Origin of the sequence: Arenimonas sp. (assembly GCF_041919775.1) — a bacterium.
Taxonomy (GTDB): domain Bacteria; phylum Pseudomonadota; class Gammaproteobacteria; order Xanthomonadales; family Xanthomonadaceae; genus Arenimonas.
Genome location: NZ_JAYRTE010000008.1, coordinates 53,756 through 67,336, shown reverse-complemented (window position 1 = coordinate 67,336; position 13,581 = coordinate 53,756). Strand labels below are relative to the sequence as shown.

Genomic DNA, 13,581 nt, shown 5'->3' with positions numbered 1-13,581 from the left:
GCAAGGGCCAGGCCATGAAGATCCCGCGCAATCGCCGTGCCGTGTTCCTCCTCGTGGCGTGCACCACGCTGATGGCCGCCCAGGCCCAGGCCGGCGTGGTCCGCCTGTCGCCTTCGGAGGAAGCGATCGACGCGGTGTTCGCGCGCTACGACAGCCGGTCCACCCCCGGCTGCAGCGTCGCCGTCATCGACGACGGCAAGCTCATCTTCCAGAAGAGCTACGGCATGGCGGACGTCGCGCTGGGGGTCGAGCGAACCGCCGCCACCAGCCACTGGCTGCCGTACTCGGAAGCGCGCGTCTTCGTCGCGCTGGCCGTGGCCATGCTGGCCCGCGACGGCCAGCTGGGGCTGGACGACGCCGTGCGCAAGCATGTGCCCGAGCTGCCTGCCTACGCCTCGGCCGTCACCGTGCGCCAGCTGCTGCACCACACCAGCGGCCTGGCCGACTACGGCGTGCTCGATCCGGCGTTCAACTCCATGGAAACCCCGGTGTCGGAAGACGAGTTCTTCCGTGTCCTGCATCGCTGGGGAAAACTCGGCTTCGCGCCGGGCCAGGGCCAGATGTACAGCAACACCGACTACGGCCTGCTCACGATCCTCGTCGAGCGAAAGACCGGCAGCTCCCTGCACGACTACCTGCACGCGAAGCTGCTCGGGCCGCTGGGCATGGACACCACCCGCATCGGCGCCAGCCAGGCCCCCGTGTACCCGGGGCACGCGCTGTTCAACCAGGCCAGCGGGGACGGCGGCGGCAGGGTGCTCGCGTATCGCCGAAGCCCGACCGGCGGCATCTCGGTCACCACCAACCTCGAAGACCTGGTCCGCTGGGACGCCGCGCTGCGCGACCCCGCACGCGGACTGTCGAAGATGCTGGAGGCCCTGGAGGAAGGTGCACCGCCGCGCGCGGCCGATGCCGGGCAGGCGTCGTTCTCCTTCGGCGTGTTCCGGCGCGACTACCGCGGCATTCCGCTGGTGGCCTACCACGGCGTCGGCGACTACACCTGGCTGGTGCAGGTGCCCGGCACGGCGCTGTCGGTGGCGACGCTGTGCAACGTCTATCCGGGCATGGAAAGCTTCGGCCCGGAGGTGGCGCGGCTGTACGTGGGTCCCGCCGACCCTGGGGAAGCCGCCGCGCCGCCGGCAGACGTGGCCCCGGAAGCCATCGCCAAGCCAGGGCCGCCCGTGAAACTGACCGCCTCGGAACTGCAGGTTTATGCGGGTGAGTACCGCAACGCGCGCGGCAACTACAGGTCGACCATCCGCGTCGCCGGCGACTCCCTCGAGGTAACGCCGCAGGGCCGCGCGCCCCTGCCCCTGCTGACGCCGGTGGGTGACGGCCGGTTCACGTCCGAGTTCGAAGGGTCCACCTATGTGGTCACCTTCAGGCCCGGCGGCGAAGACATGATGATGTCGGCCTGGGACATCACCACCAATACCTCCGGCGGCGACGACCTGTTCCGCTGGACGCCACCGGCGGGACCGACGGCCGCCCGGGCAGTGGCCTACGCCGGCACGTACGAAGGCGAGGACATCGACGCCGTGCTCTACGTGCGCGTGGAGGGCAGCCAGGTGTTCGTTGCCAGCCGGGGCATGGCCGAGGAAAGGCTCGAGCCTACCGATGAAAGCGACGTGTTCAAGGGGCCGTCCATCTACACGACGCGCTTCGAGCGCGACGAGTCTGGCCGCGTGCCTGCCCTGGTGTTCGATGCGACGCGGGTGAAGGGAATGCGCTACAAGCGTCGTTGATGTCCCGGGAGGTGGCCACCCAGGCCCTGGCTCACGGCGTCCGTCGCCGTCCCCGCTTTTCGGCATACATGGCCTGGTCGGCGGCCTGCAGCAGCCGGGACAGCGACGGCGAGGAGTCGGTCGTGCTCGCGATGCCGAAGCTCGCGGCGACCAGGTTGTCCGGCGATTGCCGTGCGCCCGCTTCGAGCTGGGCGCGGATGGCCCGTACGACTTCGCTGGCCTTCGTCTCGTCGGCACCGGGCAGGAAAATGGCGAACTCGTCGCCGCCCAGGCGCCCGATGAAATCTTCGCCGCGCAGGCAGGCCTTGCAGCGCACCACCAGTTCGCGCAGCGCCAGGTCGCCGACGGCGTGTCCCTGCGTGTCGTTGAGCTCCTTGAGCCCGTCGACGTCGAGCATCACGATCGACGAGGGTCGTCCCTGCCGCGAGGCATTGGCCAGCTCCAGGGCGGCGCGGTCCTCGAACCAGGCCCGGCTCAGCGCGCCGGTCAGGCCGTCATGGCTGACCTGGTCGCGGAGGCGTTCATTGGCGGCGTAGAGCGCCGGCGCCGCCAGGCTGAGGTAGGAATTGGCGGCCAGGCTGATCGCGGCGAACTGCAGGATCAGGGCATCCTCGCCGACGTTGAAGCCAGCGGCCGCCCCGACCGTCAGCAGGCTGAAGCCGAGCATGCCCAGCTGGGCGCTGGCCAGGTTCTCGGTGTGCACGATCCACAGCTGAAGTACCACCGGCAGCACCAGCACGACCAGCAGCGCCCGGCTGTTGGAGAACTCCAGGTAGCCCACCAGGATGGCCAGGGTCGCCAGGAACAGCAGGGCCAGCTTGCCAGCCGCGGTCCTGCGAAAGCGCCACTGCCCCCATTCGAAGGCGGGAAAACGCCGCACGCTGCCGTCTCCACCGACCCAGCGCAGCAGCAGCGCCAGCACCGGGGCCAGGGTCACCAGGGCCGCGTAGTCACCGATCCACCACGCCGAAGCGAGTTCGAAAAGATCGGGCGCCTGCAGCAGGTTGGTCTTCTGCAGGCCGACCCCGCCCAGCACGGCGGCCAGCATCGCGCCCAGCGCACCGAGCACCAGGAACTGCGAAACCGCCCGAAGGGTCAGTTCGGACAGCGCCGACGGCGCCAGCCGCCGCAGCACCATCGCCGGCAGCGCGTAGGCGCCGGTGTGGACCAGCGCGAACACCAGGCTCGACGAGGCCAGCACATCCAGTCGCACGCCGTCCTGGTTGGCGGCTTCGGTCAGCCAGGTACCCAGCGCACAGGCGAGGAAGATCGCCGGCGCCGCGCGCCAGCCCACGCAGTAGAGCCCGGCGAAGGTGACCGCCGCGGGCGGGAACCAGAGGCTGGCATGCGGCGCGTGTTCAAGCGCGGCCGCCAGCAGGAAGCTGCCCAGCCACAGCAACAGCAGCAGCGGATGCAGCAGCCATGGCCGCCACCGGTCCGCTTGCATGGACAGTACCTGCTCGTTCGTCATCGTTTCCCCCCGGCCCACATCCTAGCCTGCGATCAGCGCTCGGTGCGCCAGTTGAGCGATGCGGCCGATTCGGTGCCCGATTCGATGGTGATGTCGAAGCCCCGGGACAGCAGGTACTTGAGCGTGACCACCTGGCCGCGGCCCACCAGCGAGATGCCGTAGCCGAGGAACAGGCGCGGTGACAGGTATTTGCCGACGGTGAAGGTGGCGCCGCCGAGGGCGCGGCTGTCCTCGACGCCGGCGCTGTCCAGGCCGAGGCCGTCGCCGATCTGCTGGGCCAGCAGGTTGCCGCCGACGCCCAGGGCGAGCGCCGAGGCTTCCAGCTGGCTCGACTCGTTGGCGCTGGTCGACTGCAGCGGGCGCCCGAAGACCAGCCAGCTCAGCGCTTCGCTGGTGTCCATTGCCGGCGTCGAGACGATCGTCGTCACCGGACTCAGCGCCCGGCCGCGCACCTGCACGCCGACGGTGACTTCGCCGCGCCGGCGTTCCGCCAGGATGTCGAGCGCCGGGTTGTCGACCGGGCTGCCGCTGTAGGCCAGGCGCGCACGCCGGATGTCCAGGTCCTGGCCGTAGGCGCGGTAGCGGCCGCTGGCCTGCAGCGTGCCGGTGGCCAGGGCGGGGCGGCCCGGCGCCTGCCGGATGTCGAGCCCGCCGGCGAGCGATCCGTCCAGGCCGAAGCCACGCAGGCGCACGTCGTCGCCCAGCGCGATGTGCACCGCCAGGTCGAGCACCGGGCCGGTGTCGCGCGGCACGTCGGCGTCGACCAGGACGACGTCGGGCGAGGGTTCGACGGCGCCGCCGTCGAGGGCTTCGAGGTTGACCCGGGCCCGGGTGACTTCGATGCGGCCGCCGACGCGCAGGCGCTCGTCGCCCATCGCCACCACCAGGGCCGGGCTGGCCACCAGCTGCAGGTCGGGCGTATCGGAGAAGGTGACCCGGTCGCCGGTCAGGGCCAGTTCCAGCGGCTGTTCGCGCGCCAGGTCGAGCGAGCCGTCCACCTGCAGCACGCCGTCGCCCGACTGCACCCGGCCGCTCAGCACGGCGCTGCCGTCGGCGGCGCTTTGCAGGTCGAACCGGCCGCCTTCCAGCGCCAGGCCCAGGGCCGGAAGTTCGGTGGCGAGCTCGCGCAGGGCCAGCCGGCCTTCCAGGCGCGGCGCCGCGCGCGTGCCGGAGAACTGCATCCGGCCTTCGAGCCGGCCGGTCGGTTCGACGATGTCCGGTGACAGCAGTTCCAGCCAGGTCAGGTCCTGCATGCGCAGCGCCAGCTGGCCCGACACGGCGCCCTCGTCGCCGGCATCGGCGCGCACTTCGGCTAGCAGGCTGCCCTGTTCGTTCAGCGCGGCGCTGGCGCGGGCGTCCACCGACCCGTTCTCCACGAGGGCAGTGACCTGGAGGTCGCGGTAGGCGAACAGGCTGCGGCGGCCGGCGCTGGCCTCGGTGGCCAGGCCGCCGGCCGCGCTGGCGATGCGCAGTTCGCCGTTCCAGCCGCTGCGGCCCTCTCGCAGCTCGGCGTCGAGAGCCAGCTCGCCGTCCAGGCGCAGGGGCACGCCGGCGTCGGGCAGCCAGGGCTGGGCCAGGGCCAACGGGATGCGTTCACCGTCGGCGCGCCACAGGCCGCGGTCGGCCTGCAGGCACAGGAAACCGCTGCCTTCGCCGGTGACGCAGGCCGGCTCGAGGCGGAGGCTGCCGTCGGTCCAGGACCAGGCCGCCGGCTCGCGCAGGGCCAGGGCCGGCGCGCGCGGCGCGTCGAGCGAGAACGCGCGAAGTTCGCCGCGACGGCTTCCGCCTTCAAGGCGCACGCTGCTTTCCAGTGCCAGCTGCAGGTCGTTGCTGCGTGCCTCTAGGCGCAGGGCCATGTCGCGCTGGTGGCCGTCGGCGCGCAGGGTCAGGGACTGGATGCGGGGCTCGCCGTAGCGCAGGTCGGTGCCGTCCAGCACGAGGCTGCCCGTGCCGCTGTCGGCGGGCAGTTCGCCGCGCAGGCTGCCGGCGTCGAGCTGCAGCTCGCCCCAGCGCAGCTTGCTGGCCTGCAGGTCGGCCACCAGGCCCGGGGCCGCACGCGGGCCAAGTATGCGAAGGCTTCCCTGCAATTCACCGCCGGCGCCTTCGGCAAGATCGGCCAGGCGAAGCGGCCGCAGCGAAACGTCCAGCGCCAGCGTGGCACCGATGCGGCCTTCGGCGCGGAGCCGGCTTTCTCCCAGAGACAGCGCAGTCGCCAGCTGGCCGGACTCGCCCTGCCAGGCCAGCGTGCCCTGGCCGGAGACCGGACGGCCGCGCAGCGTGCCGCGCAGGTCGGAAAGGGCGAGGTCGCCGGTCCAGCCGGCGTCGGCCTGGCGCAGGTCCACGCGCAGGTCGCCGCTGATCGCGCCGGGGTAGTCGGGCAGCAGGTAGCCCGGATCCAAGTCGTCCAGGCGGGCGTCAAGCCTGATCGCCAGCGCCGGCTGCCAGTCCACGCGACCCTGGCCGGCGAGGCGGCCACCGGGCGTGCGCATCGCCAGCTCCTCGAGCCGCACGCCGCGGGTGTCGCCCTGGCCGGTGGCGCGAAGCGTGGCCTGTTCGCCTTCGCGGACCAGGGTGGCATCGAGCGTCGCGTGCCAGTCTTCGGGCAGGCCCTGCACGGACAGCGTGCCGGCGGCCTGCACCGTCGCGCCGCCGTCGGCCGGGGCCCACTGCAGGGCCTGGGCATTGGCGGTAAGCGAAATCGGCTGTTCGGCAAGTGGATCCCAGGCGCCCTGGACGGTGAGTTCGCCGGCCGGCGTCAGCAGCCGGCCGTCGTCCAGCGCCAGGCCGGCGCCGGCGAACCGGGCCTGCAGGTCCTCCAGCGCCAGATCGGTATCGCCCTGGCTCAGTGCGATGCGGCCGCGGCCGGTATCGCCTTCGCCTGCCAGCGCGACCACGGCATCGAGCGGCGCGCTGGCCGGGTCGGCGCCGAACCAATGCGGCGCGATCTGTTCGCCCTGTGCATCGATCGTCCAGGCCTGGCGGGAACGGCCGTCTTCGATCGCCGCCACCAGGCTCCAGCGGCCGCCGGCCGTGCCGCTGGCTTCGGCGCGCATGGTGTCCACGTCGCCGCGCAGCGAAAGCTGGACCTGCGCGTCTTCCTCGCCTTCGGGGGCCACCAGCCGCAGCCGTCCATCGAGTTCGGTGCGAAAGCCGTCGGCGGGGAAATAATGGCCCTGCAGGCGGGCCTCGCCCCAGTCGCCGTCGCCGCGCAGCTGGCCGACGCGCAGGCCCTCCTGCTCGAAGGCCAGGTCGTCGGCCGAGAGGCTGTCCATCGCGAACAGCGGTTCGTCGCCGCGGGTGATGCGCAGGCCGGCCACGGTGGCCGTCTGCGCCGACAGCTCGAAGGGCAGGGGGATGGCGGGCAGGATCTCGGGCCAGCCGGTCCACGGCTCCGGCGCCTGTTCCGGTTCGGGCGCCAGCCACACGTGCACCGCGTCGGCTTCGAGGGCATCAAGGCGCAGCGCGCCGGTAAGCAGGGCGCCCGGTCGCGGCGAAAGCAGCAGGCGGTCGGCGCTGACCCGCACGCCCTCGCCCTGCCAGCGCACGCCGTGCAGGACCAGCTTGCCGCCGAGGGTGCCTTCGGCGGAATCCCAGGCCAGCGCGTCTTCGCCCAGGCGCGACTGCAGCCACGACAGCGTGGTGTCGCGACCGCCGCCGGTCGCCAGCAGCCAGCCCAGTGCGAGCGCCAGCGCGACCAACAGGGCCAGCACCGCCAGTCCCAGCAGGCGCGGCCAGCGGCGACGGCTCGTGGTGGTGGCTTCGCGCGCCGTCACAGGTCGGGCCCGATCGTCAGGTGCAGGCGGATCGCGTCCTGCGCGTCATCGCCCAGGCCGTGCGCCAGGTCAAGGCGCACCGGGCCGACCGGCGAGCGCCAGCGCAGGCCCACGCCCACGCCGACCTGTACGTCGAAGGCATCGGCGCCGAAGTCGTCGAAGGCGTCGCCGGCGTCCACGAACACCGCACCGCCCCATTCGCGGGTGAACATGCGCTCGAACTCGACGCTAGCGACGACCAGGTGCTTGCCGCCGATCACGTATCGCCGGTTGTCGAGGCCGGTGAAGGGTTCGCCGATGTCGCGATGGCCATAACCACGCACGCTCTGGTCGCCGCCGGCGTAGAAGCGCAGCAGCGGCGGGAACGGGTCGAAGTCGTCGGTGAGCGTGGTGCCCAGTTCGGCGCGCAGAAGGATGCGGTTGCGCCAGTCCAGCGAGCGCACCCAGCTGGCCTCGGCGCGCGCCTGCAGGAAGTCGATGTCCGAACCGATGGCGGTATGGCCGCCGCGCAGCTCCACGTGCAGCGAATGCCCGCGGCGCGGGTAAAGCGGATCGTCGGCGACGCGCCAGGTGGCGCTGAGCTGCGGATACACCAGCGTCGAATACGCCAGTGCGTTGCCGGTGGCAGGGTCGTCGAAGCGTTCACGCCGGAAGTGCAGGCCGGCCACCAGGTTCCAGTCGCCGAGCTGGCCGCTGCGGGTGCCGGCCACTTCCAGCACCTCCGAATCGATGAAGTCGACCGGGTCCTGGCGCAGGCTGGCGCTGGCCGTGTACCAGCCCGCGAGCCAGGCGAACGCGGGAATCCGATAGGCGACGTTGGCCTCGTTGCCGCGCTGCGCGAGTTCAAGCGCCGCCGCCAGCTTGTGGCCGCGATCGTTCACCCAGCGACGTTCCAGGCCCCCGGTGATGCCGGCGCCCCGGTCGGTGGAATAGCGCAGGCCGGCGCTGTAGACGCTGCGCTTGGCCGGCGTGAGCCGGACGTCGACGGGCACGAGGGTGCTGCCGTCCACCGGTTCGGCACGTACGTCGATGCCGGCGAAGTAGTCCAGCGCCGCCAGCCGCTGCTGCAGGTCCACCACCCGCGACTGGGTGTAGGGCGTGCCCGGCTCCCAGTCGACGAGTTTTTCCAGCAGGCCTTCGCGGAACGGGTGGCCGCTGAAGCCGGCTTCGCCCAGGCGATAACGTTCACCCGACTCCCAGGTCAGGAAAATGTCGGCCAGGCCTTCTCCGCGATCAACCTCGACCCGGTGGATCAGCTGGCGGGCGTCGAAATAGCCCCGTTCGCGCAGCAGCGCGTCGATGGTGGCCTTGGAGGCTTCGTACAGGTCGTGGCGCAGTGGCTGGCCGGTGCGGGGACGCAGCCAGCGAAGGCGGCGGGTGATGGCTTCGTCGGCGCCGGCTTCGCCGGTGATCCTGATTTCCCGTTCGTCCACCCGCACCGGCTCGCCGGGACGCACGGTGACGAGGACGGTCACCGCCTCGCCGTCGCGGCGAACGTCGGATTCGGCTTCGGTTTCGTAGTACCCGAAGGGTTCCAGGCCCCGGGCCACGTCGCGCGGCACCTGGCGCAGCAGGTAGTCGAGCTGGCCCTCGCCCAGGTCGGCGCGCTGGCGGGCGTCGAGCGCCACCAGCGACAGGGCCGCGCGCACGTTCGCGATTTCGGCCTCGTCGGTCAGGCCGCGCACCTCGACCGCGCGCAGCTCCAGCGCGGCCGCCGGCAGTCCCGGCAACATCAGGAACAGGGCCAGCAGGGCAGCCGGCAGCAGCGAAGTGGGCTGGCGGAGTGGCGTCACCGCCCCAGCATAACCGCAGCCCGCCGCCACGCCGTTGCATCGGCGTGACGGCGTTGGGTTGCTGCTCAGCCGGCCGAGAGCTGTTCGACCGCCGCGACGGTGGCGAAGCGGTCGGCAACGCCGCGCAGCAGGGCCAGGCGGTTGTCGCGCAGCGCGGTGTCGTCGGCCATCACCATGGTGCGGTCGAAGAAGTTGTCCACCGGTGCCTGCAGTTTCGCCAAGCGCTTGAGCGTGCCGACGTAGTCGCGCTGCGCCAGCATCGGGTCGGTGTCGGCCAGGGCCGAGGCCAGGGCCTCGTGCAGGGCCTGTTCCGCGGGTTCGGCCAGCTTGCCGGCGTCCACGCTGTCGGGAATCGGCGTCTCGACCTTGCGCAGGATGTTGCGGATGCGCTTGTTGGCGGCCGCCAGGGCGCCCGACTCGCGCAGGCGCGCGAACTCGGCGATGGCCTTGAGGCGGCGGTCGAAATCGAGCAGCGACGCCGGCCGCACTTCGGCGACGGCGTCGAACTGCAGGCCCGGGACCGACTGGTCGGCGTAATACGCGCGCAGGCGGTCGAGGATGAAGTCCAGCAGGTCGGCCTGGTCAAGCGACAGGCCGGCCGGCAGGTTCTTCGCGGCGGCGTCGACCAGCGCCGGCAGCTCCAGCTCGAGCTCGCCTTCGATGATCGTGCGCGCCAGGCCCAGCGCATTGCGGCGCAGCGCGAAGGGGTCCTTGTTGCCGGTCGGCTTGAGGCCGGCGGCGAAACCACCGGCCAGCGTGTCCAGGCGTTCGGCGACCGCCAGCACCCGGCCCAGCGCCGAGGGCGCGATGGCGTCGCCGCCGAAGCGCGGCTGGTAGGCCTCGTCGATGGCGGCGGCCACGGCCTCGGGTTCACCGGCGGCGGCGGCGTAATAGCGGCCGGCGGTGCCCTGCAGTTCCGGGAACTCACCGACCAGGCGGCTTTGCAGGTCGGCCTTGGCCAGCCTGGCGGCGCGTTCGGCCTCGGCCGGCGACACGCCGAGCTTGCCGGCGATCTCGCGCGCAAGCGCCGCCACCCGCGCCGATTTGTCGGCGACGGTGCCCAGCTTCTGCTGGTAGGTGACGCTGGCCAGGCCTTCGGCCATCGAGGCCAGGCCCTGCTTGAGGTCTTCGTCGTAGAAGAAGGCAGCGTCGGCGAAACGCGGGCGGATCACGCGCTCGTAGCCCTTGCGCACTTCGTCCGGGTCCCTGGACTCGATGTTGGCGATGCCGATGAACTGCTCGCTGAGCTTGCCCTCGGCGTCCATCACCGGGAAGAACTTCTGGTTCGACTCCATCGTCAGCACCAGGGCCTCGGACGGCACGCGCAGGAACTCCTTGTCGAAGCTGCACAGCACGGCCTTGGGCCATTCGACCAGGCAGTTCACTTCCTCGAGCAGCGCCGGCGGAACCCGCGCTTCGCCGCCGGCCTGCTTCGCGGCGGCCTTGATCTCGGCGCGGATGCGCTCGCGGCGTTCGCGCGGGTCGGCCAGTACCCTGGCTTCGCGCATCGCCTGCAGGTATTCACCGGCTTCGTTGAGCCACACGCCCTTGGCGTGGTGGAAGCGGTGGCCGCGGCTCATGCGGTCGGACTTCAGGCCCAGCACCTCGCCGGGCGCGACCTCGCGGCCGAACAGGATCACCAGCCAGTGCGCCGGGCGCACGAAGGCGTAGTCGCGCTCGCCCCAGCGCATGGGCTTGGGTACCGGCAGTGCCTTCAGGGCCTCGGCGACGATTTCGGCCAGCAGCTCCGAGGTGGCCGCGCCGGGGCGCGAGCTGCGGAACACGAAGCGCATGCCCTTGGCGTCGGTGACGCGGTCGAGCTTGGTCCAGTCCACGCCGTTCTTCTGGGCGAAACCCAGCAGCGCCGGGGTGGGCTGGCCCTGGGCGTCCAGGCCGATGTTGGTGTACGGGCCGAGGACCTCGCTGTGCTGGATCGGCTGCTGGGTGGCCACGGCCGGCAGGTAAACGGCCAGGCGGCGCGGCGTGTACAGCGGGCCGGTCGGCAGGTCGCCGCCGGAGGTCTCGTCCCTGACCACGATGCGACGCGCGGCCAGGCCCTTGAGCACGCCCTCGTGGAAGGCCTGCGCCAGTTCGGGCAGGGCCTTGGGCGGCAGCTCTTCGGTGCCCAGCTCGACCAGCAGCGGCAGGAAATCAGCCATGGGTGGCCTCCTTGCTCTTCAATCCGGGGAATCCCAACTTCTCACGTTGTGCGAAGTAGGCTTCGGCCACGCTGCGCGACAGGGTGCGCACGCGCAGGATGTAGCGCTGGCGCTCGGTGACCGAGATCGCGCGGCGGGCGTCGAGCAGGTTGAAGCTGTGCGAGGCCTTGCAGACCTGCTCGTAGGCCGGCAGCGGCAGGCCCAGTTCGACCAGCTTCAGGGCCTCGCGCTCGCAGGCGTCGAAGCGGTGGAAAAGCTCTTCCACGTCGGCGTGTTCGAAGTTGTAGGTGCTCTGCTCGACTTCGTTCTGGTGGTAGACGTCGCGGTAGTGCACCGGGGTGCCGTCGGGGCCGACGGTCCAGACCAGGTCGAAGACGTTGTCGACGTTCTGCAGGTACATGCACAGGCGCTCGAGACCGTAGGTGATCTCGCCGGTCACCGGGCGGCACTCCAGGCCGCCGGCCTGCTGGAAATAGGTGAACTGGGTGACTTCCATGCCGTTGAGCCAGACCTCCCAGCCCAGGCCCCAGGCGCCGAGCGTCGGCGATTCCCAGTTGTCCTCGACGAAGCGCAGGTCGTGCACCAGCGGGTCGATGCCCAGCGCCTTCAGCGAGCCGATGTAGCGCTCGACGATGTCGTCGGGATTGGGCTTGAGCACCACCTGGTACTGGTAATAACGCTGCAGCCGGTTGGGGTTTTCACCGTAGCGGCCGTCGGTGGGGCGGCGGCAGGGCTGCACGTAGGCGGCATTCCACGGCTCCGGGCCCAGCGCGCGCAGGAAGGTGGCCGGGTGGAAGGTGCCGGCGCCGACCTCGAGGTCGAGCGGCTGCACCAGGACACAACCCTGCTCGCCCCAGTACTGGTTCAGGCGCTGGATCATCTCCTGGAAGGTGGGTGCGGTCATCGCGGTTTCGCCCTGTCCAAAGCAGGCTAGTATAGCCGCCGCCTGCGCCATCGCCTTTCCACGCCCTGATGAAATCCTTCCTGCTGATCGAAACCGGCGATCCGGTCCCGAGCCTTCGCCGCCACGGCAGTTTCGGCCACTGGATCCGCGTGGCCGCGGGCCTGTCGGGCCGGGAGTCGCGCATGGTGCGGGTTTTCGAGGGCGAGGACCTGCCCGATCCGACGGGCCACGCCGGGGTTCTGATCTCGGGCTCGGGCGCCATGGTCACCGACCGCCAGCCCTGGTCCGAACGCACGGCCGACTGGCTGCGCGACGCGGCCCAAGCCGGGCACCCGCTGTTCGGCATCTGCTACGGCCACCAGCTGATCGCCCACGCGCTCGGGGGCGAGGTCGGCGACAACCCGCAGGGCCGCGAGATGGGCACCGTCTGCCTCGACCTGGCCGACAGTGCCGGGCAAGACCCCCTGTTCGAAGGATTTCCGGACAAGGTGCCGGCCCAGGCCACCCACCTGCAGACCGTGGTCCGGCCGCCGCCGGGTGCGCGCGTGCTGGCGGCGTCGGGCCGCGACGATTGCCAGGCCTTTCGCTGGGGCGAGGCGACCTGGGGCGTGCAGTTCCATCCCGAATTCAGCGTCGGCGTCATGAAGGGCTACATCCGCGCCCGCGCGGACGCCCTGCGCGAGGAAGGCACCTGTCCGCGCGAACTCGCCGGCGCGGTGCGCCCGACCCCGACGGCCCGCCGCGTGCTGCGGCGCTTCATCCACCTGGCGCGCCAGCGCGCCCGCAACGGAGCCTGAGCCCATGAGTCCCTCCACCGTCGGCATGGCCGCCCCCTTCCGCTGGCTGCGCAAGGCGCTCGACGTCGGCCGCCGCAACCCGAAGGCGCTGTTCGGCGCGGTCGCGCTGATGATCCTGGTCATCGGCGCCATTTCGATGGGCCAGATGTTCCTGCAGGTGCTGGCCCAGCCGTCGCCGACCGGCGCGATGGTGCTGATGGCCCTGGTCACCGTGGTGAACTGGGTGGTGCTGCCGCCGCTGGTCGGCGGCCTGTTCCGCGTGCTCGACGCCACCGACCGGGGCCAGCCGGCCTCGGCCACCGACGTGTTCAATGCCTACGGCCGCGGCCAGGGTGGCAAGCGCCTGGTGCTGACCTCGATGGTGTACTCGCTGGTGTACGTGGGCATCGCGGCGCTGCTGATGCTGACGCCGCTGGGCCAGTTCTTCCGCGACTACTTCGCCATCGCCATGTCCACGCCGGTCGGCGGCGAGCCCGACATGGCGGCGCTGCAGGCGCTGATGGAAAACACCTCGCCGGCGGCCTTCCTGTGGCTGCCGGTGGTGGCGATCGTGCTGGCCACCTGGCTGCATGCCTCGATGCTGGCGCTGGCCACCGCCGCGCTGCGCGACGTGGACGTGGCGACGGCGGTGGTCGCCGGCGCCCTCGCGGCGCTGCGCAACTTCCTGCCGCTGCTGGGCTTCGCGCTGGTGCTCACGGTCGCGGGCTTCTTCGCCATGCTGCTGCTCGGCCTGTTGCTGGGCCTGCTGCTGGCGCTGCTGGCGATGGCCAGCCCGGTGCTGATGGTGCTGGTGCTGTTCCCGCTGATGTTCCTGGTGATGCTGGGCATGTACGCGATGCTGTTCGCGTTCTACTACCACGGCTGGCGCGAGATCTTCGGCCTGGCCGACGCACCGGCGCCGCCCGCGCCGACGCAGGGCACGCTCGAGGTCTGATCGCG

At 71.4% G+C, this 13,581-nt stretch carries 8 protein-coding genes; 3 read left to right on the top strand and 5 right to left on the bottom strand.

Going from position 1 to position 13,581, the window contains the following annotated elements; translation table 11 throughout:
* Positions 1 to 14: 14 nt before the first annotated feature.
* Entirely contained in the window at positions 15 to 1,745 is a 1,731-nt protein-coding gene (locus ACE3TE_RS06935; protein WP_374603459.1) for a serine hydrolase domain-containing protein, read from the top strand.
* A gap of 31 nt (positions 1,746 to 1,776) precedes the next feature.
* On the opposite strand, the gene ACE3TE_RS06930 is transcribed toward ACE3TE_RS06935, so the two are convergent.
* The 5 genes from ACE3TE_RS06930 to glyQ all read right to left on the bottom strand — a co-directional run bounded on the left by ACE3TE_RS06930 (position 1,777) and on the right by glyQ (position 11,845).
* Positions 1,777 to 3,192: a diguanylate cyclase domain-containing protein gene (locus tag ACE3TE_RS06930; RefSeq protein ID WP_374603457.1), complete on the bottom strand. Its 1,416-nt coding sequence runs from the start codon at positions 3,190 to 3,192 to the stop codon at positions 1,777 to 1,779.
* A 56-nt stretch (positions 3,193 to 3,248) separates the two neighbouring features.
* Positions 3,249 to 6,989 carry a translocation/assembly module TamB domain-containing protein gene (locus ACE3TE_RS06925; RefSeq protein WP_374603455.1) on the bottom strand — a complete coding sequence of 1,247 codons (3,741 nt, stop codon included), beginning with the start codon at positions 6,987 to 6,989 and terminating at the stop codon, positions 3,249 to 3,251.
* Positions 6,986 to 8,782, bottom strand: a complete 1,797-nt coding sequence (locus ACE3TE_RS06920; protein WP_374603453.1) for an autotransporter assembly complex family protein — start codon at positions 8,780 to 8,782, stop codon at positions 6,986 to 6,988. The genes ACE3TE_RS06925 and ACE3TE_RS06920 overlap by 4 nt, the downstream gene beginning before the upstream one ends.
* Positions 8,783 to 8,847: 65 nt before the next feature.
* Positions 8,848 to 10,941 (bottom strand): glycine--tRNA ligase subunit beta, encoded by a 2,094-nt coding sequence (gene glyS / locus ACE3TE_RS06915; RefSeq protein ID WP_374603451.1) that lies wholly within the window; start codon positions 10,939 to 10,941, stop codon positions 8,848 to 8,850.
* A complete protein-coding gene (glyQ, locus tag ACE3TE_RS06910; protein ID WP_374603449.1) occupies positions 10,934 to 11,845 on the bottom strand; it encodes a glycine--tRNA ligase subunit alpha in 912 nt (303 codons plus the stop codon). Before glyQ ends, glyS begins: the two co-directional genes overlap by 8 nt.
* 68 nt (positions 11,846 to 11,913) lie before the next feature.
* Here glyQ and ACE3TE_RS06905 point away from each other — a divergent pair, with 68 nt between their 5' ends.
* Positions 11,914 to 12,642, top strand: coding sequence for a glutamine amidotransferase (locus tag ACE3TE_RS06905; protein ID WP_374603447.1), 729 nt, complete (start codon positions 11,914 to 11,916; stop codon positions 12,640 to 12,642).
* Between the two features lie 4 nt (positions 12,643 to 12,646).
* The gene (locus ACE3TE_RS06900; RefSeq protein WP_374603445.1) at positions 12,647 to 13,576 is read left to right on the top strand and encodes a hypothetical protein; all 930 of its coding nucleotides are present in this window, start codon (positions 12,647 to 12,649) and stop codon (positions 13,574 to 13,576) included.
* Positions 13,577 to 13,581 lie beyond the last annotated feature (5 nt).

Coding starts and splice junctions, on each gene's coding strand:
- ACE3TE_RS06900 (WP_374603445.1), top strand. CDS start 12,647: ATGAGTCCCTCCACCGTCGGCATGGCCGCCCCCTTCCGCTGGCTGCGC.
- ACE3TE_RS06930 (WP_374603457.1), bottom strand. CDS start 3,192: ATGCAAGCGGACCGGTGGCGGCCATGGCTGCTGCATCCGCTGCTGCTG.
- ACE3TE_RS06905 (WP_374603447.1), top strand. CDS start 11,914: ATGAAATCCTTCCTGCTGATCGAAACCGGCGATCCGGTCCCGAGCCTT.
- ACE3TE_RS06935 (WP_374603459.1), top strand. CDS start 15: ATGAAGATCCCGCGCAATCGCCGTGCCGTGTTCCTCCTCGTGGCGTGC.
- glyS (WP_374603451.1), bottom strand. CDS start 10,941: ATGGCTGATTTCCTGCCGCTGCTGGTCGAGCTGGGCACCGAAGAGCTG.
- glyQ (WP_374603449.1), bottom strand. CDS start 11,845: ATGACCGCACCCACCTTCCAGGAGATGATCCAGCGCCTGAACCAGTAC.